Source organism: Brachybacterium sacelli (genome assembly GCF_017876545.1).
In the GTDB taxonomy this organism is placed as follows: Bacteria; Actinomycetota; Actinomycetes; order Actinomycetales; family Dermabacteraceae; genus Brachybacterium; species Brachybacterium sacelli.
Genome location: NZ_JAGIOD010000001.1, coordinates 1,605,245 through 1,624,900, shown reverse-complemented (window position 1 = coordinate 1,624,900; position 19,656 = coordinate 1,605,245). Strand labels below are relative to the sequence as shown.

18 protein-coding genes are annotated in these 19,656 nt (G+C 65.4%); 13 read left to right on the top strand and 5 right to left on the bottom strand.

Features of this window, described 5'->3' with window-relative positions:
- Positions 1-91: 91 nt before the first annotated feature.
- From JOF43_RS07175 to JOF43_RS07160, 4 genes are all read right to left on the bottom strand, one after another.
- Entirely contained in the window at positions 92-742 is a 651-nt protein-coding gene (locus tag JOF43_RS07175; RefSeq protein ID WP_209900668.1) for a VOC family protein, read from the bottom strand.
- Positions 743-805: 63 nt separating this feature from the next.
- Positions 806-1,123, bottom strand: coding sequence for a DUF8011 family protein (locus JOF43_RS07170; RefSeq protein WP_209900666.1), 318 nt, complete (start codon positions 1,121-1,123; stop codon positions 806-808).
- A gap of 139 nt (positions 1,124-1,262) precedes the next feature.
- On the bottom strand, positions 1,263-2,972 hold the full coding sequence (locus JOF43_RS07165; protein WP_209900665.1) for an ABC-ATPase domain-containing protein: 1,710 nt from the start codon (positions 2,970-2,972) through the stop codon (positions 1,263-1,265).
- Between the two features lie 134 nt (positions 2,973-3,106).
- Complete coding sequence (locus JOF43_RS07160) at positions 3,107-4,018, bottom strand: LysR family transcriptional regulator (protein WP_209900663.1); 912 nt, start codon at positions 4,016-4,018, stop codon at positions 3,107-3,109.
- A gap of 160 nt (positions 4,019-4,178) precedes the next feature.
- On the opposite strand from JOF43_RS07160, the gene JOF43_RS07155 reads away from it, so the two are divergent.
- The 11 genes from JOF43_RS07155 to JOF43_RS07105 all read left to right on the top strand — a co-directional run bounded on the left by JOF43_RS07155 (position 4,179) and on the right by JOF43_RS07105 (position 15,139).
- Positions 4,179-5,474, top strand: a complete 1,296-nt coding sequence (locus JOF43_RS07155) for an MFS transporter (RefSeq protein WP_209900660.1) — start codon at positions 4,179-4,181, stop codon at positions 5,472-5,474.
- A gap of 10 nt (positions 5,475-5,484) precedes the next feature.
- Positions 5,485-7,734 (top strand): arylsulfatase, encoded by a 2,250-nt coding sequence (locus JOF43_RS07150; protein WP_209900659.1) that lies wholly within the window; start codon positions 5,485-5,487, stop codon positions 7,732-7,734.
- A 457-nt stretch (positions 7,735-8,191) separates the two neighbouring features.
- Positions 8,192-8,938: a GntR family transcriptional regulator gene (locus JOF43_RS07145; RefSeq protein WP_209900657.1), complete on the top strand. Its 747-nt coding sequence runs from the start codon at positions 8,192-8,194 to the stop codon at positions 8,936-8,938.
- Positions 8,939-9,049: 111 nt separating this feature from the next.
- Entirely contained in the window at positions 9,050-9,445 is a 396-nt protein-coding gene (locus JOF43_RS07140; RefSeq protein ID WP_209900655.1) for a PTS sugar transporter subunit IIA, read from the top strand.
- Between the two features lie 40 nt (positions 9,446-9,485).
- Positions 9,486-9,977, top strand: a complete 492-nt coding sequence (locus JOF43_RS07135; protein ID WP_209900653.1) for a PTS sugar transporter subunit IIB — start codon at positions 9,486-9,488, stop codon at positions 9,975-9,977.
- A 1-nt stretch (position 9,978) separates the two neighbouring features.
- Positions 9,979-10,767 (top strand): PTS mannose/fructose/sorbose/N-acetylgalactosamine transporter subunit IIC, encoded by a 789-nt coding sequence (locus JOF43_RS07130; RefSeq protein WP_209900652.1) that lies wholly within the window; start codon positions 9,979-9,981, stop codon positions 10,765-10,767.
- Complete coding sequence (locus JOF43_RS07125; protein WP_209900650.1) at positions 10,760-11,569, top strand: PTS system mannose/fructose/sorbose family transporter subunit IID; 810 nt, start codon at positions 10,760-10,762, stop codon at positions 11,567-11,569. Before JOF43_RS07130 ends, JOF43_RS07125 begins: the two co-directional genes overlap by 8 nt.
- 13 nt (positions 11,570-11,582) lie before the next feature.
- A complete protein-coding gene (locus JOF43_RS07120; protein WP_209900648.1) occupies positions 11,583-12,632 on the top strand; it encodes an SIS domain-containing protein in 1,050 nt (349 codons plus the stop codon).
- Between the two features lie 142 nt (positions 12,633-12,774).
- Complete coding sequence (locus tag JOF43_RS07115; protein WP_209900646.1) at positions 12,775-12,951, top strand: hypothetical protein; 177 nt, start codon at positions 12,775-12,777, stop codon at positions 12,949-12,951.
- A 144-nt stretch (positions 12,952-13,095) separates the two neighbouring features.
- A complete protein-coding gene (locus JOF43_RS07110) occupies positions 13,096-13,416 on the top strand; it encodes a nucleotide pyrophosphohydrolase (protein WP_209900644.1) in 321 nt (106 codons plus the stop codon).
- Positions 13,403-15,139 (top strand): DUF2075 domain-containing protein, encoded by a 1,737-nt coding sequence (locus JOF43_RS07105; RefSeq protein ID WP_209900642.1) that lies wholly within the window; start codon positions 13,403-13,405, stop codon positions 15,137-15,139. The genes JOF43_RS07110 and JOF43_RS07105 overlap by 14 nt, the downstream gene beginning before the upstream one ends.
- 540 nt (positions 15,140-15,679) lie before the next feature.
- On the opposite strand, the gene JOF43_RS07100 is transcribed toward JOF43_RS07105, so the two are convergent.
- Positions 15,680-16,762: a hypothetical protein gene (locus JOF43_RS07100; RefSeq protein ID WP_209900640.1), complete on the bottom strand. Its 1,083-nt coding sequence runs from the start codon at positions 16,760-16,762 to the stop codon at positions 15,680-15,682.
- 834 nt (positions 16,763-17,596) lie between these two features.
- Here JOF43_RS07100 and JOF43_RS07095 point away from each other — a divergent pair.
- Together JOF43_RS07095 and JOF43_RS07090 are read left to right on the top strand one after the other, a co-directional pair.
- Positions 17,597-19,084, top strand: coding sequence for a C69 family dipeptidase (locus JOF43_RS07095; RefSeq protein ID WP_209900638.1), 1,488 nt, complete (start codon positions 17,597-17,599; stop codon positions 19,082-19,084).
- A gap of 177 nt (positions 19,085-19,261) precedes the next feature.
- On the top strand, positions 19,262-19,651 hold the full coding sequence (locus tag JOF43_RS07090; RefSeq protein WP_209900636.1) for a hypothetical protein: 390 nt from the start codon (positions 19,262-19,264) through the stop codon (positions 19,649-19,651).
- The last annotated feature ends 5 nt before the right edge of the window (positions 19,652-19,656 follow it).

Below are 19,656 nucleotides of genomic sequence, written 5' to 3'. Positions count from 1 at the left end.
GGACGGCTGAGGTGCCGGCGCATGCCTGCAGTGCTTCAACGACCGGCGACGTGAGGTCGTACGTGGCCGGAGTGACCTTGCAGCCCCCGCCTCAGATCTCGATCTCGCGGCCGTCCTCGGTGCGCAGTCGCAGCACGAAGCGTGAGCCCGGGCCCTCGCGGGTCTCGGCAACGCCGTCGCCGAGGCCGAGTGCGCTGAGCGACGTCTGGAGCGGGTCGGGCTTCACCTCGGTGCGTTCGAAGGAGAGCAGCTCGATCGCGGGCAGATCGCCCAGTCCCGGCTGTGTGGTTGTGCCCCAGTCGATGAGGAAGGGGACCGCGTAGTTGCGCGGGGCCTTCGCCTGAGTGAGACGCCACTGCAGCAGCGTGCCGTCCGGGGTGCGCCGGAAGAGGTCCTGGACGTCGCCGGGGTCGAAGCCTTCGGCACGGGCATGCTCGACGACCTGGTCGATCCCCTCAGGGTGCACGGCGTAGGTGAGGAGGGTGGGCTTCTTGAGACGGTTGATACTGAACGTCTTCGGGAGCTCCTCCCCCTCCCTCTCCGGGGCGGGGCCGATCAGCTCGAGGTAGTGGGGACGCGGCTGGCCGTTCACCCTCAGGGCGACCAGCGCATTGGCGGTGCCGGTGGGGTGGGCTCCGCCGGGGGCAGCGGTGACGCCGGTGAGCTCGCGGAACCACTCCACGGTCCGGTTCAGGTCGGGCCCGGCGATGACGATGTGGTCGAGCAGGTGGGGGACGCTCATGGATGCTCCTTCGTCCGGATTGAGGCCTCGGGGTCGTTCGAGGGGCAGTGCGGCACCGGCGGCTCAGACCAGTTGAATCACGAGTCCGAGCAGCGCGATCGCCATCGCGCCCCAGCGCACAGCGATGATGGACCGCAGCTGGCTCGCGTCCATCAGCTCGGCGAACCCCAGGAGCAGCAGCATCCCCAAGCACACCAGAGACAACCCGGGCATCGCCTGGGTGTCCGTGAACGCCGGGATCACCAGGGAGGCGACCAGCAACAGGCTGAACGTGACTGCGCTGAACTGTGCCCGCCTGGTCGGGCGGGGCGGGCGGAAGAACTCGTCGAGCACGGTCGGCCGCGATGCGACGCTGGTCGGAGAATCGGGCTGGTCCTGCATCACTGCTCCCCTCCACACGGGAGTCCCACCCTACAGATAGCGGGCCAATCCTCGCGGGTGGCGATGATGCCGAGACGTGCTGGAGACGCGAACGCATCACCTCGCGGACCTCAGATGCCCCTTGGCCCGGGCGGGCCTGTCAGCGGCCGTCGAGGCGGAGACCGCGGTAGCGGTTCACGGCGGCGTGGACCTCTAGGGGTCGCGGGCGCGCAAGGTGACCGGGGTGCCCGCGATGGGGTGAGAGCGCCTCGAGGCCCTCGTCGTCGAGGCGGGCGAACAGCGCCGTGATCGCCGCGTCGAGCGTGGGGCGAGCGCCGGACGGCTCGGCCTGTTCTACCGGCCCGGTGCGCTCCATCAGCTCGGCCAGGCGGTCCAGGGCGTGAGCGATGGCCTCGGTCTGTGCGGCGTCGACCAGCTGGGACAGGGCCGACAGGTCGATCTGCTCGTGCCCGAATCGGATGGTCTCGCGCCCGCGCGCCGTGGCCGGTTTCTTCTTGCCCGGCGGCCGTAGGGCACCGGCGGCAGGCACCCGGGCGCTCGGTGGGCCGAACATGTCCTCGCCGGGTTCCGCGGCCGCGCCGTCGGCGAGTTCGCGCGCCTGCTCGGTGACGTCGTGGGGGACGTACTCGTCCAGGGCGATCACGTGGTCGGCGACGTCGAAGAACGCCCCGGACCCGCCGGCCACCAGCACGGTCGAGACTCCGCGCTCGGTGTACAGCGGTCGGATGCGGTCCACGAAGGGGGTAATGGGTTCGCGCTCGGCCGGGATCAGTCGACGCATGCGCTCGTCGCGGATCATGAAGTTGGTCGCCGAGGTGTCCTCGTCGATCAGCAGTGCCGAGGCTCCGGCGTCGACCGCCTCGACGAGGTTGGCGGCCTGCGAGGTCGAACCCGAGGCATTCGTGGTGGAGAAGCGGCGGGTGTCGGTCCCCGAGGGCAGGCCGGTGATGAAGGGCGAGATGTCGACCCCGGCCACGGAGCGCCCGTCCTCGGCGCGGATGGCGGCGACCTCGGCGCGGGTGACCACCCATTCGCGGCCGTCGCCGTCGCGGTGCGGGTAAACGCCCCGCTCGATGGCGCGCAGCAGCGTGGATTTGCCGTGGTACCCGCCGCCGACGATGACCGTGACGCCGTCCGGGACGCCCATCCCGCTCACGCGGCGACCGCTGGGCAGCTCGAAGGAGACCCGCAAAGAGCCCGGGCTGCGGAACGGGACAGCTCCTGCCTCGAGCGGCAGGTCGGAGTCCCCGGAGCGGCGCGGCAGCATCGCGCCATCGCCGACGAAGGCCACCAGGCCGCGGTCTGCCAGCTGGTCGCGCAGGGCTTCCTGATCGCGGTGGAGGGTGACGTGGGCGCGCAGGGCATCGGCATCGAGGCTCGCGTGGACCAGGGCGGCCTCGGCGATCCGCGGCAGGTCCTCGGTGAGCAGCCGGGTGGCCTGACGGCTCTTGACGCGCCGCCCGGCGGCGGGCAGTTGCACGGAAATCCGCGCCTCGAGGCCCTGCTCGGTGAGGGCGATGCTGGTGCGGTCGAGGACCTCCTGCTGCGGCGCACCGATGCTGACCGCGTCCAGAGAGCGCGTCGCGCCCGCGACCGCGCGCGCCAGGTAGTCGGTGGTCGCGATGCGGCCGCGACGGTCGCTGATCAGATCCTCGGGGAGGTCGGCGGTGCCGGCGTCGACCACCAGACGCATCAGGGACGGCGGGGCGAAGGGGTCCACCTGCACGTGGTTGATGAGGAGGCGGCACGGCCCCAGGTCGTAAGTGCCTTTGAGCTGCTTGTAGGAGCCGTAGCCGCGGCCGTCGATCGACGTCAGGATCCTCTTGAGGGCGTTCGCGTCCCCACTCATCTGCGCACCCGGCCTTTCTCACTCACGAGGGAGCTCCTGCAGTCGGCTGCGCGCAGCGCTGGCGGCAGCTCCCGTCATCTCGGTGGGTCACCGTATACCCCGGTCAGCTGCTGACGGGCGGGCTCCGACACGACTCATCTGTTCTCGCTCTCCTCGAGCAACGCATCCAGGAAGAAGCGGGTCGCCGTGTCGAGTCGCCTCCGGTCATTCCAGTAGACGCGGATCTCGCGAGTCCAGACGTCGGCAGACAGGCGCAACAGCCTCACGCCGTCGAAGGCGGACACCGTCGCCCCCATCTCGCCGAGCAGACCCACACCCATGCCCGCCCTGACCAGCGCGATCACAGTCGTCGGATGCGTCACGGTGGTGACCGATGACGGGGTGACCCCGCAGGCCGACAGTCGGTCAGCGAAATCGGTCCAGCCCTCGGCGGGGGCGCCCGTGACGACGATCGAGCGGCCGTCGAGCACGCGATGGCGCGTCTGCTCCTCGCCGTCGAGGTCACCCAACTCCTCGGGGACGGCCAAGACGATCCGCTCCGTCATCAGGTGCTCGGAGCGGAGTCGATGCTGCATCGGGACGTCCGCCGTGCGCAGGGCGAGTTCCACGGCGAAGGTCGTCGCTGCCTCCTCCAACCAGTGCGGCGTCCCCTCCCGGAGGTCGATCACCACGTGGGGGTAGGTCTCCCGGAAACGCCTGATGAGCGGGGCCAGCAGCACTCCGCTCGGTCCTGCGAAGCTGCCCACGGTCACAGTCCCCTGCAGGTCTCCGGCCAGCGAACTCACACTGGCGACGCCGGCACGGATCTCGGCAAGCGCAGCTCTGGCATGCGGGAGCAGTCGCGTTCCCGCCTCGGTGAGACTCGTCCGTCGGGCATCACGCTCCATCAGGCGCGCCCCGACCCTGCGCTCGAGCGCCGCCACATGGGCGCTCACCCGCGGCTGGGAGCGGTGAGTTGCCGTGGCCGCGGCGGTGAAGGAGCCGTGATCGACTACAGCGAGGAATGAGCTCAGCCAGACCGTCGAGACGTCATCACCTTCATACATGCGCTCACCATATACAGCAGATCCGAATTACGTGTTAGACGGATACTCGCCCCCTCCCTACGGTGACGATCACCGACCAACGCGGAGGGAGCCATCGATGTCACCAGAGCGGACGCCACCGGTCCGGTCCAGCGCCGAACCGACCTCCGGGACGCCGTCCATGCGGAGAACGGCGCTGGCCAGCCTCGCCGGCGCAACCCTGGAGTGGTACGACTTCCAGCTGTACGGCTGGCTCAGCGCCCTCGCCTTCAACCAGCTGTTCTTCCCCTCCGAGGATCCGATCATCGGCACCTTGCTCGCCTTCATGGGTTTCGGCGTCGGCTTCGTCATCCGCCCCGTCGGGGCGCTGGTTTTCGGCCACCTCGGCGATCGCATCGGCCGGCGATCGACCCTCCTCATCACCCTGCTCATGACCGGCTTGCCCACTGTGCTCATCGGGCTTCTGCCGACCTACGCCGTCATCGGCGTCTGGGCTCCGATACTGCTCGTGGCGCTGCGACTCGTGCAGGGCTTCGGGCTCGGCGGAGAGTTCGGCGGTGCCGCGCTACTGGTCGTCGAGCATGCGCCGAACGGCCGACGAGGCTTCTTGGGCTCGTTCGCCGGCCTCGGGAACCCAGTCGGGCAGCTGCTGTCGATCATCGTCGTGTTCACGGTGATCGCCTCCATGCCCGAGAGCGCATTCCTCGGTGGCGGCTGGCGAATCCCGTACCTGGTGGGCGTCATCATCCTGATCGCGGGCCTGTACGTGCGGTTCCGCATCGCCGAGACGCCGTCCTTTGCGCGCATGAAGGACCAAGGGCAGCGCCACCGGGTGCCCGCCGGCGTCCTCTTCCGCCGCTATCCGCTCACCATCTTGAAGGCCTGGGGCGCGCGGGTCGCGGACGCCGGGACCTGGGCGGTCTTCCTCGTCTTCGGAATCAGTTACGCCACGTCCGAGGTGGGCATCTCCACGTCGATGACGACGATCGGCGTCGCCTTGGCGTTGATGATGCAGATCCTCGTCGTCCTCTGGGCCGGTCGGCTGTCCGACCGAGTGGGCCGGCGCCCCGTGATCATGATCGGAGCGGTCGTGATCGCTGTCTGCGTCGTCCCCAGCTTCCTGTTGATCGACACGGGGAACCCGCTCCTGCTCTGGCTGGCGTTCATGCTCGGCTTCCCGATCGGGACCGGGATGATCTTCGCCCCCGTCGGAGCTTTGCTCCCCGAGCTGTTCGATGCCCGGGTCCGCTTCAGTGGCACGTCGATCGTGTTCCAGCTCTCGTCCGTCGCCGCGGGCGTCGTTCCCTCCATTGCTACCGCGCTACTGCTGCTGGGCGGCCACCGACCCTGGCTGGTGTGCGCCTTCGTGGTGGTGCTGGCCGCGATCACATTCGTCTGCGCGCATTGCCTGCCCGAAACCTATCGACGCGAGCTCGATGCCGCCGACCAGGCTCCCGCCGCGACCACGACCGCATAGGAGAAAAACCGTGAGCACCACCGATTCCACAGCTTTCCCGGGAACTATCGGGACGACCTACCAGGACTCGACCCCGTCATGGTCGATGCCCCGTGGACCGCGCCCAGGGAGCCCGAACGTCGTGCTCGTCCTGCTCGACGACGTCGGGTTCGCGAGCCTGGGGTGCTACGGCAGCGAGATCAGCACGCCGACGATGGACGCGCTGGCCTCGCGAGGCCTGCGCTACCGCAACTTCCACACGACCGCGCTGTGCTCGCCCACCCGGGCGTCCCTCCTGACCGGCAGGAACCACCATTCGGTGGGGATGTCGATCATCGCCAACGCCGACAGCGGCTACCCCAGCAAGCGCGGTGCCGTCAGCGATGAAGCGGGGACCGTGGCGGAGATCCTCCGCCACGAGGGGTACAACACCCTCGCCGTCGGGAAATGGCATCTCGCACCGGCCGACCAGACCTCCATGGCGGGACCGTTCGATCAGTGGCCGCTCGGCCGCGGGTTCGAGCGTTTCTACGGATTCCTCGATGCGGCGACGGATCAGTTCCATCCCGAGCTCACCTCGGACAATCACCGGGTGGATCCCCCGCGCGGACGCAAGGAGGGCTACCACCTCACCGAGGATCTGATCGATCACGCCATCTCATTCGTCGACGACCAGACGTCGTGCGCACCGGACCGGCCGTTCCTCCTGTATCTGGCTCCCGGGGCCACCCACTCCCCCCACCAGGCACCCGATGAGTACCTGCTGCGGCAGCGCGGGAGGTACGACGTGGGCTGGGACGTCATTCGCGAACGACGGCTGGCACGACAGAAGGAGCTGAGGATCGTCCCTGCTGATACCGAGCTACCCCCATTGAATCCCGGCGTGGTTCCTTGGCAGGAGCTCTCCACACAGGAGCGACGACTGCATGCGCGCTTCCAGGAGGCGTACGCCGCGTTCCTGGAGCACACCGACCACGAGCTCGGTCGCCTGATCGAGCACCTGGAGCATCTCGGGGAGCTGGACAACACGCTGTTCATGCTGCTCTCGGACAACGGGGCCAGCCAGGAAGGGCAGGTCAACGGCTCGGTGAACATGGCGTTCTACGAGAACAAGGAGGAGGACCCGCTGGAGCTCAACCTCCGCCATCTCGAGGACATCGGGACCTGGCGGGTCCAGAACAACTATCCGCTCGGATGGGCGAGCGCTGCCAACACCCCGCTGAAGCGCTACAAGCAGAACACTCATGCGGGCGGTGTGCGCGACCCTCTGATCATCTCCTGGCCCGACGGCATCTCCGACCGCGGTAACGTCCGCGACCAGTTCCACCACGTCACCGACATCCTCCCGACGATCCTGGAGATCCTCGACGTCGACCCGCCCGAGCAGATCCGCGGAGTCCCGCAGATGCCGATCCACGGCACCAGCATGGCCTACAGCTTCGCCGCAGACGGGCGGAGCCGGAAGCAGAGCCAGTACTTCGAGATGTTCGGACACCGCGCCCTCTGGGCCGACGGGTGGAAGGCCGTCGCCTACCACGAGCCCGGCACCGACTACGAGGACGACCGATGGGAGCTCTACCACCTGGACCAGGACTTCTCCGAATGCCATGACATGAGCGCCGAGCATCCCGAGACGCTTCACGAGATGATCCAGCACTGGTGGACGGAGGCGGAGACCTACGACGTGCTGCCGCTGGATGATCGAGGATTCGCCGCGCGGCGCGCTGAATCGATCGCCCGATCCGACGCACCCCGGCTGCGCGACCACTTCGTGTACCGGGCCGGCACGAGTCACGTCCCCAGCGGGGCCACCCCTTTTCTCCACGACCGCTCCTACGAGATCACCGCCCGCGTGACGTGCACACCCGGCGATGAGGGCGTGCTCGCCGCCTGCGGAGGGGTGGGCGGCGGCTACAGCCTGTACGTGAAGGACGGACTCCTCCACCACGACTACAACTTCTATGGCGGGATCTTCCGTGTGAGCGCCGCGATTCCTGCAGGCCCGCCGGACCGCCAGTTGGGCTATGCCTTCACGCGTACCGGGCCGTACGCGGGAATCGGCCGTCTGCTCGTGGACGGGGAGCCAGTAGGCAGCGTCGAGATTCCGCGCACGAGCAGGTACTTCATGTCCTGGGCCGGCCTCGACATCGGCCGCGACGCGCTCTCTCCGGTCTCCGATGCGTACGACGGTGAATTCCCCTTCTCAGGGACGCTCGACGCCGTGGAGTTCTCACTCGCGGAGCTGAACGGCGGGCCGGGAGACCATGAGCCTGCCGACTGAGCTCGGGCCGGCGCGAGGAACGGGTTCTCGGGCGCCGATTGACCTTCGCAGGCGCCCGCGGGCGCGAAGCGAGGCACGCGAGGAGATTCTGCGTGGCTCGCCGTCCCGGTTGTCCCGACAGACGTACTTGCCGACTGCAGTGACACGACAGGATCCGACCGCACGGCCCTCCCCTGACTCAAGGCGCACAGCGGTGTCTACGACGCGGCCACCGAGACGTTCGAGGTAGCAGTCTCCGGCGTACACATCCCGCATCCAGCGAGCTAGGCCCAGCGCGGGCCTCCATCCACGCGTACGGGCCACTCGTCGATAGCGGCCTCGCCGACGGCTGCGCCCAAAAGCCCACTCCCTCTTGCGGGCGGGCAGCGCCTCGTCTAATCTAAACCTGTCAGACAACATGATGCCTGACGCCACGGGAGCGGCGATACACTCCGTCACAGCGGAAGGAGGGTGCCTCATGGAGAGCAGAGCCGGAGCGATTCACACGAGCTCGATGACCCAACAGGTCTACGAAGACCTGCGTCATCAGATCCTCGACGGCGATCTCGCCGAAGGCTCGCGCCTACCGTCCGAACCGGAGAGTTGCCGCACCTACAACGTCTCGCGCACGACAGTGCGTGAGGCCTATTCGATGCTCCAGCAAGAGGGCATCGTCGAGGTGAGGCGTGGCTCCGGGCGATACATCGTTCCCGGCGCCACGACGATCATGAAGGGATCAGCGAACCTGATCCGCAGCATGCGCGGCTTCCTCACCGCTCGCGGGTATACGCCCAGCGTCCACGTGGTCGACGTCATCGAGCGCCAGGCCACTTCGGACGAGACGGCGTTCTTCCGACACGACGGTTTGGTGCTCGAGGTTTCCAAGGCGTACACCGACGGGGACGACCTCCTTACTTACGCCTTGAACATCTTCGATCAGGCGTCCGTTCCCGACTGGGAAAAGATCGACTGGCACACCCCGATGAGGGAGATCGCGGACGGCCTCGGCCGGTCGATGCGCACCTCCGTCGTCGACGTCTCCGCCGTCGAGCTGCCTCGTCATATCCAGGAGCGTTTCGGGACCGAGCCCACCCAGCCGTGGCTGCGGACTGTTGGGCCGGCGTACGACCAGCGCGGCAGGCCACTGTGGTGGTCCAACGAGTACGCACGAGGCGACGTCCGCACGGTACGCATCGTGAACCGCGAAGCCCAGAACTCCCAGTAACTCGGGCCCCTGACCGCTCCTCAAGGAGCGAGGATTCGTCGCACCCAAAAACTCGGTGCCGCGAGTTCCGGGATACCCGTTGCCATTTTCCGGAACTTACCAGGATCCATCATGCCAAATATCATTCTCGCCACCCACGGCTCGCTCGCCGCTTCTTTGAAAGCGACCGCCGAACTTATCATCGGCAATATCGAAAGAATCGAGTGCTTCGAGATGACTGCCGGCCTCGCCCATGACGAAGCCGACCGAGCACTCACCGATCTCGTCACCCGCGGCCGATCCCATCAAGAACATCTGAACGTTCTCGTGGACATTCAGGGCGGCAGCCCCTTCAACATCTGCAGTCGGCACCTCATTGAACACGGGGATTTCACCCTCCTGACTGGCGTGAATCTTCCCATGCTGCTCGAGGCCGCCACCGATCTGGCGGCCGACGGATCCCAACTCGCAACCGCCGGAGCGGCGGCCGTCGTGCACGTCAATGCACGCCTGCAAGACACCCCGTAATCCTGAGATCCCCAACACCTTCAAGAAACGGAGAACAACGATGATTGACCTCGTCAGAGTCGACGACCGTCTGATTCACGGGCAGGTCGCAGTTGGATGGACCGCCGCGGTCGGCGCCAACACGATCCTTGTCGTCAACGATGCCGCTCAGGCTGATCGCACCCAGGCAACAGCGCTAAAAATGGGCACTCCCTCGGGGATTGCCCTCTATATTCGCTCCGTCGCCGAATCCGGAGAAATCGTGCAAAAGTTTGCCCAGGCGAAGAAGGCACGCGTGCTGGTGATCCTCAAGTCCATCCGCGACGCAACTACCCTCATCGAGGCCAGCGACGGCGCGATCACCGAGCTGAACGTTGGCGGGCAACGGGCCGAGGAGGGGCGCATCAAGCTCACCGACCACACCACAGTCACCGAGCAGGAGTATCAAACCCTCTCGAAGCTCCACGCGTCTGGCGTCGCCATCGATCTACGGATGCTTCCGCGTGACACCGCCAGGACCTTCGAACAGCTCGAACATCGGCGGAGCCAGTGACATGGTGACTGCGCTGATCATCGGCCTCATCGCAGGCATCGGAATCCTCGACGAGCGAATCTTCGGCGTCACCCTGTTCGGTCGCCCCCTCGTACTGAGCGTCCTGGTCGGCCTCACGCTCGGAGAGCCAACCCAGGGGATCATCATCGGCGCCCAACTCGAACTGGTGTGGATGGGCCTGGCCGGGATAGGCGGCTCCACGCCTCCGGATTGGGTCACCGGTGGGGTCATCGGCACCACCTTGGCCATCCTTTCGGGCGAGGGCGTGGGAGTGGCGCTTGCCATCGCCGTGCCGGTCGCCGTGCTTGCACAGTCCCTCGGCGTGCTCGTGCGGATCATCAACCTTTACTTCGCCGGTCGCGCGGACCATTTTGCCTCGCGGGGAGACTTCCGTGGAGTCACGCTCATGATGTGGATACCGCCGGTCCTGTTCTTCTTCAGTACGGCGATACCTGCATTCCTCGCCACCCTGCTCGGGGCACGGCGGATCGACGCCTTCATGGATGCCACGCCTAGTTGGATCATCGACGGGCTGACTGTCGCCGGCAATCTATTGCCGGCCGTGGGATTCGCGCTACTGCTTGACATTCTCTGGTCACGCCGCACGGCTGTCTTCTTCGGCCTCGGATTCCTCATCGCGGCTTATCTCGAGGTAGACATCACCGGTGTCGCATTGGTAGGAGCTTGCCTCGCGATCATCATCGAGCTCTATGTGCGGAGAGAGGTCAACGGCACACAGGACGACGAGACCCAGGACAACCTCGTGGAAGGAGAGATCACCTATGAATGACCAAGCCATCGACAAGAAGACTCTGCGTTCGGTCTTCTGGCGGTCGTTCGCACTGCAGGGCGCGTTCAATTATGAGCGGATGCAGAACCTCGGATACGCATACGCCATGATCCCGGTACTGCGGAAGCTCTATCAGACCGAGCAGGCGCGCGCTCAAGGGCTGCAACGCCACCTGACATTCTTCAACACCACCCCGGCGGTATCGCCCGCGATCATGGGTATAAGCGCCGCCATGGAGGAGCAGAACGCAAAGGACCCCAAGAACTTCGACACCTCCTCGATCAACGCCGTCAAGGCCGCACTCATGGCGCCGGTCGCCGGGATCGGGGACTCCTTGTTCTGGGGCACCCTGCGGGTGATCGCCGCGGGGATCGGCATCTCCCTGGCCAGCCAAGGGAATGTTCTCGGACCAATCCTCTTCATGGTGCTTTATAACGTCCCGCACCTGCTCACCCGGTACTACGGTCTGCGACTCGGATATCGGTTCGGCAACGAAGCTCTCGAGAAGATGTCGGCCTCCGGAGCCATGGAGCGCGTCATGTCCATTGCAAACATTATCGGAATGATGGTGGTGGGAGGAATGGTCGCCACGCTCCTGTCGATCACAACAACGGTCACCTTCTCGCTCGAGGAATCTTCGGTCGAGATCCAAGAGATTCTCGACCAGATACTGCCATCGATGCTTCCGCTGGCCGCCGTGATGATCATTTTCTTGCTGATCCGGAGAAAAGTGTCCGTTACGCGGATCACTCTGGCCACCCTGGCCTCCGGCATCCTCCTTCACGCTCTCCACATTCTCTGAAAGGAACATTATCGTGAACAATCGCATCGAGGAATACATTCGCGAGACGCCCGCTCGCCTGCAAGACATTCGTAGGGGCGCAGAATCGCTCTTCGCTCCGGTGAAGGGCGAACATTTTGACCGCATCATCGTGGCCGGTTCCGGTACCAGCTATCACAGCGCCGCCCAGATGGAGAACGCGATGCGTAGGGCGAGTGGCCTAGATGTGCACGCCGTCTATCCGTTCGCCGTGACGAGAGAGATGCTTGGCGATGGCTCGCGAACTCTTTTCGTCGGTGTCTCGCAGGGCGGCGGCAGTCTGTCCACACTCAAGGCTCTGAAGATCGCTCAGAATGCCGGTTGCACTCTCGCAACGATGTGCGGCACCCAGAACGCCGTGATCGACACGCTCGCCGACCACGTTCTCACTGTCGCGGTCGGCGAGGAGGAGGCCGGCGCGAAGACAAAGGGCTACTACGGAACCAAGCTGAACTTGCTGCTACTGGCTCAGGCCATCGGACGCGCCCGGGGCGCGCTCGATGAGGCGGCGCTCGCGGATGCCGCGAAGCGACTGCAGGAGACCATCGACCGGTTCGACGGCGTCACCGAAGCGGCCGAGGCGTGGGTGCGCAAGAACTCGGCGCGACTTGCCACGACCAAGGATCTGCGGTTTGTCGGCCCGGCCTCCTTGTACGGCGACACCCTCGAAGTGGCTCTGAAGACTCTGGAAACACTGCGGGTGCCAGTCTCCGCCTATGAATTCAACGAGTTCATCCACGGCATCTACAACGCCATCACCGAGGACTCTTTCGTGATCCTGCTGGATGACGGCACCGAACCGCGAATGCAGACGATGGCCGCTGTGCTGCGGGAGTGGACTGAAGACGTCGTGGTGATCGGCACCGGGGAGGCGGCGCACACCGATCTCCACCTTGGGGACATCCCCCGCGACGAGTTCGAGACCTTCCTGTTCCCCATCGCGGGACAGATGATCTCTGCACTCGTCCCGTGGGCCAAGGGTTACGACCCGACAGCGCCCAAGGACCCGACCTTCCACGACCGTCTCGCCAGCAAGGAGCGCTGAAGCCTCATGTCGCGGCATGCGGGGTGCCCTTTTATTGGGCGAAGGAGGGCACCCTGACTCAGCGTACTTGGGCTCTGCACAGGTTAAACCGGCTCTACGCGGATGAGAATGCAGGTCGGCTGGTTACGCAATGAGCGCTACGTTGTCAGCCCCTGACCTAGACGCCTTCTGTGGTCTGGAACGGCTCGGGCTCAGTAGCGCTCAACGGTTCGAGGGTGCCCGCGTCGTCGGCGCCGACGAGCACGTGAGGTCCCACCACACCAGCTGCGGCAGCAGTTTCGTCACCGTGATCATCGTCCTCACCTCGATCGGCGGGTGAGGGCGACGTGCGGGCGTACTCCGCGAAGACGACGCTCGACTCCACGTAGACCCCGGTGGCTGGTGCCCCTTAAGCACGATCCAGGGCCGGTGCTGCAGGTGGTTCCCCTTCGCGCTCGACTGAACTCGTTGCTACGGTGACATCATGACCAGCGAATCTGTTCTCGAGACGCTGCAAGCCTTCATGGCCGAGCGAGACTGGGAACAGTTCCACACTCCGGAGAACCTCTCCAAGTCCGTTGCGATCGAGGCGGGTGAGCTGCTCGAGTGCTTCCAGTGGGGAGCCGACGGCGATCGCGAACGTGTGGCCGATGAGCTCGCCGACGTCCTCACCTACGCCTTGCTCCTCGCGGACCGTCTCGACCTGGACCCCGAGCAGATCGTCCGCTCGAAGCTCGAGCGCACAGCACGGAAGTACCCGGTGGACAAGGCCAAGGGACGGAGCACAAAATATGACCGACTTTGAGATCGAGGAGCTGCGCTTCGCCCCGGAGTCTGTCGAGGAGACCAGGACCAGACTCCCCCGCTTCTCCAACTGGCCGGTCGTGTACCTGATCGAGGACGGTCACGACATCTACGTGGGCGAGACCGGCAGCGCGGATCGCCGGATGCGCCAGCACCTGAAGTCGCAGCAGAAGCAGCATCTGCGCGAAGTGCGGATCGTCATCGACGACCGGTTCAACGGCTCCGCGTGCCTCGACCTCGAGTCCCTGCTCATCCGGCTGCTCGACGGTGACGGGAAGTTCGACCTCCTCAATCGCAACGAGGGGATCACCAACCAGGACTACTACCAGCGCAGCGAGTACAACGACACCTTCAAGGAGATCTTCGAGGAGCTCCGGTCTCGGGGCTACTTCGAGCGCACGATCCCTCAGATCGAGAATTCTGACCTGTTCAAGCTCTCGCCCTACAAGGCGTTGAACACCGAGCAGGGAATCGCAGTGCTGGACATCATGGAGGGACTCGTCGAGGACCTCCCCCGCAGCGAAAACTCGCTCGCGGTCATCCAGGGCGATCCGGGGACCGGCAAGACCATCGTGGGCATCTATCTGATGAAGCTGATGCGGGACATCGCCGAGTTCGATCCCACGGACGAGGTGGAGGGTGACTCGATGTTCTCCGATCTCTTCGTCGAGGGGAACCGGGAGCTCTTCGAGGGCCTGCGGATCGGTCTCGTGGTCCCACAGAAGTCCCTACGGCTGTCGATCGCCAAGGTGTTCCGTAAGGTGCCTGCTCTCCGCGACGCCGCAGTGCTGACCCCGTACGACGTGGCCGACGCCGAGGAGGACTTCGACGTGCTGATCGTCGATGAGGCGCATCGCCTCACGCAGCGTGCCTCACAGGCTCACGGCACCCTCACCAAGAGATTCGGGGAGATCACCCGACGTCTGTTCGGTACCGACGACTATTCGCTGAACCAGCTCGACTGGCTCCGGGCACGCTCCCGGCACACGATTCTCCTGCTCGACACCGCGCAGAGCGTTCGGCCGGCGGACATCGAACCCGAGGTGTTCGACCGGGTCATCGACGAGACGAGGCAGTTGGAGCGCTGGTATCCGTTGGAGACTCAGATGCGGGTGAAGGGCGGCAAGGAGTATCTCGATTTCGCTCGCACAATGATCTCCGACGACCCGCCACCCGACGTGCCCGACCTTCAGGACTACGAGGTGGAGCTGTTCGACGACCTCGGCGCCATGCATCAGCGCATCCGCGAGCGCGACGCCGAGTTCGGCCTGGCACGGCTTGTTGCCGGCTACGCCTGGGAGTGGCGCAGCAGGAGGAAGAATGGCGAGTACGACATCGAGCTCGACGGCGTCCGACTGAACTGGAACGTCTCCGACGTGGACTGGATCGCCTCGAAGACCGCGCTCGAAGAGGTCGGCTCTATCCACACCGTCCAGGGCTACGACCTCAACTATGCCGGAGTACTGATCGGCGGGGACCTGCGGATCGACCCCGAGACCGAACTCCTCGCTGCCGACAAGGCCAACTACTTCGACAAGAAGGGCAAGCAGAACAATCGGATGCGCGGCCGCGACACGACTGACGATGATCTGCTGCAGTACGTCACGAACGTCTACCGAGTGCTGCTGACGCGCGGGATGCGAGGGACGTACCTCTACGTGGTCGACCCGCTGCTGCGAGATCGGTTCCGGCGGGTGCTGGGAGCATCGCGCCCGCGGCCCTGATCACGGCGCGTCTTTGCCGAGAATCGCGTCAACCGCGTGCTCCCACTTCTCTGCGTGGCGACCCGTGAAGTGTGCTGGGGGCCAGCGGCCTCTCATGACATCGCTGAGCTCCGAGTGGACTTCCCTCAGGAGCCGCAAGTGCCCGATGACCAACGAAGAGCCTCACAGGACGACTGCTCCGAGGACTGCCGCGGCCTCGTGCAGTTGCTGGGCCCGCTCGGACGGCGTGCTCCCAAGTCTCCGGCCGGCGCAATCGATACAGGCTCGCAGCCTGCTGGCGCGAAGAAGCATTTCACGGTCCACGCTCACTCCCAGATGCCGCTAAGGAACTCGCAACCCCTCTTGCATTCGTCGGTCTCATTGCGGAGCACTGCGGTTTCGATTCCCTTGAATTGTCCGACCGATCGTTGCGGACGCCATGGTACACCACGTTCCACACCTGCCGGTAGCCGTCCACCCGTCCCAACACTTGGCGAGGTCGTTTGGCGTCACGGAGGTTTAACTCCGGGGGGCGGCGGAACTGCAGGCCCGAATCGTCCCCTACATGGATGCCCGCTTTCTCCTCAGGTCGTTGATGACCAAAACGAAAGCGATTCCGAGCACCAGTGGGACAATGCTCCACACCACAGCGGTGTCCGGCAACAGTAGCTCGCCCCCGCACTCGTCAACGAGCTCCAATACCACCGATTGCTTCGCCAAATCTACCCCACCAGGCGCCGCTGCATCGCAGCGAACCCCGTCGAGGCCCAGGATCGAACTGTTCATATCGAGAAGCTCCCTTCCCGTCCGGCCGATCGGCGCCATGCTCAACGACGTGATCCCGATGATCACGCAATAAACCACCGGGCCTAGGAGCCGGCGATAGAGCAGATTTTCGGCACTCGGCAGCACTAGCGATGGAATCATCGCAGCGCCGAACAACAGGCCTCCGACCGCGCCAATCGCGGAAAGTTTTACAATTATATTGGGTTCATAGATCGCACCACCGTCAGATCCGGCCCCAAACAGGATCGCCACTGGCTCGAAGGTGATTAGCAGAGGGACCAGTGCACCAAATAACGCGCCTCCCGCGGTACCCCATCCCACCGCCTCCGCTGCGGTGCGTAGCGCGCGCCCCGGAGAAAGCGATACCTGGATCAAACTCACGGCCCTGAATAGCCATAGAACCGCCATCATTAGCAATGCCGACAGAACTGCGTGCGACGCTATCAGCACAGCATTCAGAGAGACCGACGCTGCAAACGCGGCGTTCGAAATATCATTTCCCATAAGCACAGAGGTCATACCCCCGAGAGTCGCCACGGCCAGAAGCGTGAGGAACAGGACGATGTAGAGGCCGAAGTACCCCCGCAACCCCTCCAGTCGTTTGGTGGTGAAATCCTCCGGCCGCACTTCAGACCAGTTCTGTGCGGTGACGTTCCGCCATAGCACGACAGCAGAGTCCCTGACTGCTCTCCCTCGGCTGGCGGCTGCCCGCGGGAGCGCCTGGCGGACCGTCGTAGTTCCCCACCGCCTCAGGAACGCATCGACGCGCCATGCACCGACCGCCCCCATGATCCCGATGATAAAGGTCAGCGCGGCGGCAAGGCCGAGCAGCGGTGAGCGCTCCGTAGCGTTCGGCAAGGCGATTATCCCTGCACCTCCGAGTACACCCAGGAAAGAACTTACGAATCCCGCCCTGCGCCACAAAGACAGCTCAGTTGCTTCTGCAGACCTTCTCCATCTCCTGACGATCACAATCGCTGCAAAGGCGACGATTGCGCCAGCTATCAAAATACTCCCCACCATTATCATTCCAATCGTCGCGGGGCGCAGTGACGCCCTACCGGTCGCTCTCCTTCGAGTTACCCCACGCACATGGGAAAGCTAATGCACATCAAAAATGTTTGCATTAAGCGCCCTGCGAAGCAAACCCTTCTCGCAAGTGAGCTCAAGTTTGCCTCGGCGGGAGATTCTCGTATCAAACTAGACGTTCCGTCGAGCAGTGTACCCCGTGCGCGAACTCCGAGTTCCGGCCCTAGGTCGACGGGCCGCGCTGATGCTGGAAACCTACAGAACCACACATGACGACGCTGGCCGCATGCCCGCGGGGAACATCTGCTTCAAACGACACTGACCCCGTGTACGCCGCGCCCGCGCGCAGCTCGTGCCATTTCAAGGAAACGCTTACAACCGACAAGTGTATCGAGTGCCCGGACCTTACGAGTCTCTCGAAGACCGCCTTAGCCCAGCTGAGCACAACCGTCGCCGATGAGCCCTTGTGCTCGAAGTGGCTGCTGGCGGAGGAAACCAGGGCGATTCAGGCGGTCATTGTGTTTTCGAGGAGGAAATCGTCCCCGCACGGTGAGGAGGCTCGCCGTCCGGTCGTAGGGTGTGCCGAGACGCATCTGCACGAGGAGGCCGCATCCTCCTCGCACGGGTCGCACTGAACTGCTTCCTGAGGAGAGCCCTCACACCATGCCCTGCACCACCCTCCTCGTCGGCCGCCATGCCAGCGCCGACGGCTCACCCCTGGTCGCCCGCACTGAGGACTCCTCGAACGGGAGCTTCGACCCGAAGCGGATCGTGGTGGTGCGCCCGGAGGACCAGCCGCGCACGTACACGTCCGTGGTCGGCCGGCGCACGATCGAGCTCCCGGAGGAGCCGCTGCGGTATACCTCGATCCCCAACGCCCTTCCGGACGAGGGGATCTGGGGCTGCGCCGGGATCAACGCGGTGAACGTCGCGATGAGCGCGACGGAGACGATCACGAGCAACCCGCGGGTGCTCGGCGCGGATCCGCTGGTCGAGCGCGACGGGGAGCAGCCCGGCAGTTTCGGCGAGGAGGACTTCGTGACCCTGGTCCTCCCCTACATCCGCTCCGCCCGTGAGGGCGTGCAGCGGCTCGGCGCGCTGTTGGCTGAGCACGGCACGTACGAGATGAACGGGATCGCCTTCAGCGACGAGAGCGACATCTGGTGGCTCGAGACCGTGGGCGGACATCACTGGATCGCGCGGCGCGTGCCCGAGGACCACTACGTGACGATGCCGAACCAGCTGGGCATCGACTCCTTCGACCTCGAGGATGCGGAGGGGCCCGGCCGTGACCATCTCGCGAGCCCCGACCTGCGCGCCTTCCTGCGCGAGCACCACCTGGACCTCACCCTGCGCGACGACACCGACCACGACGCCGCGGTGTTCAACCCGCGCGAGGCCTTCGGCTCTCACTCAGAGCACGACCACGTCTACAACACGCCCCGCGCCTGGTACATGCAGCGCACCCTGAACCCCACCAGTGAGGACTGGGACGCGGGGCTCCCCGGCGCGAGCCCCGACTCCGACGATCTCCCGTGGAGCCGCCGGCCCGAGCGCCTGCTGATGATCGAGGACGTCAAGGACGTGCTCAGCTCCCACTACCAGGGCACCGTGTTCGACCCCTACTCCCCGCGCGGCACCGAGACCGAGCGCCGCGCCTTCCGTCCCATCGGCATCAATCGCCACAACGCGCTCGCGATCCTGCAGATCCGGCCGGGCCTGCCCGAGTCCCACCGTGCCCTGCAGTGGGTCGCCTACGCCTCGAACCCGTTCAACACGCTGATCCCGATGTTCACGAACGTCGAGGAGGCCCCGGGATACCTCGCCACCACCCCCGAGGTGGTGAGCACCGACAGCTTCTATTGGGCCTCCCGGCTGATCGCGGCGCTGGCCGATGCGCACTACGCGGAGATCATCCCCGACATCGAGCGCTACCAGCAGAGGACCCTCACGCTCGGCCACGCCGCGGTGCATGCAGCCGATGATTCAGCAGCCGGGGTCGACTCGGCGGGAGACGTCCCGGCTCTGCTGGCCGCGGCGAACACCGGAATTGCTGAGCAGATCCGCGAGTCGACCGATGCCCTACTGGGCTCGGTGCTGTTCACGGCGAGCAATCGGATGACGAACAGGTTCTCCCGGTCGGACGGTTGAGGGGCCCGACTCTCCTACACGCCGGTGCTGGACTGGGAGATGCCGACCACCCTTGACACCACGTCATGAGAAGGCAAAGAGTAGGTCAACGGAAGCTATTCCACCCTTGAGAGTGGCGGACGTGACGCGCAGTGCGCGGCGACGCCCCCGGGGGAACCGAACAAGGAGTGATCACTCATGACCCGCACCCGCCATCTCGCAGCCATCGCCGCCATCGGCCTGGCCGGGGCCGTGTCCGCGCCCGCGGCTCTCGCCGCCCCGGCGACCCCGGCGCCCTCGGACTCCGAGACCAGCACGATCAGCCCCGTCTCCTATGCGGACCGCACCGTGCAGGAATTCGGTGCCGGCGACGACGCCGACCTGCAGCGCTACACCACGGCCGATGCCCGCAGCGCGATCACGGAGCACGACGAGGCGCCCACGCAGTGGATGCGCACCGATGCCGAGGGCGCCGCCGGGCACGTCTACGTGACCTACACGAACACCGAGACGCACGAGGATCTCACCCTCGGCGTGAACACCACCACGGGGATGGACGGTGACCACCTCGTGGACCAGGCACGCTGACCGCA

Bases quoted from the DNA above. Each gene is read 5' to 3' on its own strand.
- JOF43_RS07175 (WP_209900668.1), bottom strand. From the start codon at position 742: ATGAGCGTCCCCCACCTGCTCGACCACATCGTCATCGCCGGGCCCGAC.
- JOF43_RS07170 (WP_209900666.1), bottom strand. From the start codon at position 1,123: ATGCAGGACCAGCCCGATTCTCCGACCAGCGTCGCATCGCGGCCGACC.
- JOF43_RS07165 (WP_209900665.1), bottom strand. From the start codon at position 2,972: ATGAGTGGGGACGCGAACGCCCTCAAGAGGATCCTGACGTCGATCGAC.
- JOF43_RS07160 (WP_209900663.1), bottom strand. From the start codon at position 4,018: ATGTATGAAGGTGATGACGTCTCGACGGTCTGGCTGAGCTCATTCCTC.
- JOF43_RS07155 (WP_209900660.1), top strand. From the start codon at position 4,179: ATGCGGAGAACGGCGCTGGCCAGCCTCGCCGGCGCAACCCTGGAGTGG.
- JOF43_RS07145 (WP_209900657.1), top strand. From the start codon at position 8,192: ATGGAGAGCAGAGCCGGAGCGATTCACACGAGCTCGATGACCCAACAG.
- JOF43_RS07140 (WP_209900655.1), top strand. From the start codon at position 9,050: ATGCCAAATATCATTCTCGCCACCCACGGCTCGCTCGCCGCTTCTTTG.
- JOF43_RS07135 (WP_209900653.1), top strand. From the start codon at position 9,486: ATGATTGACCTCGTCAGAGTCGACGACCGTCTGATTCACGGGCAGGTC.
- JOF43_RS07130 (WP_209900652.1), top strand. From the start codon at position 9,979: ATGGTGACTGCGCTGATCATCGGCCTCATCGCAGGCATCGGAATCCTC.
- JOF43_RS07125 (WP_209900650.1), top strand. From the start codon at position 10,760: ATGAATGACCAAGCCATCGACAAGAAGACTCTGCGTTCGGTCTTCTGG.
- JOF43_RS07110 (WP_209900644.1), top strand. From the start codon at position 13,096: ATGACCAGCGAATCTGTTCTCGAGACGCTGCAAGCCTTCATGGCCGAG.
- JOF43_RS07105 (WP_209900642.1), top strand. From the start codon at position 13,403: ATGACCGACTTTGAGATCGAGGAGCTGCGCTTCGCCCCGGAGTCTGTC.
- JOF43_RS07095 (WP_209900638.1), top strand. From the start codon at position 17,597: ATGCCCTGCACCACCCTCCTCGTCGGCCGCCATGCCAGCGCCGACGGC.
- JOF43_RS07090 (WP_209900636.1), top strand. From the start codon at position 19,262: ATGACCCGCACCCGCCATCTCGCAGCCATCGCCGCCATCGGCCTGGCC.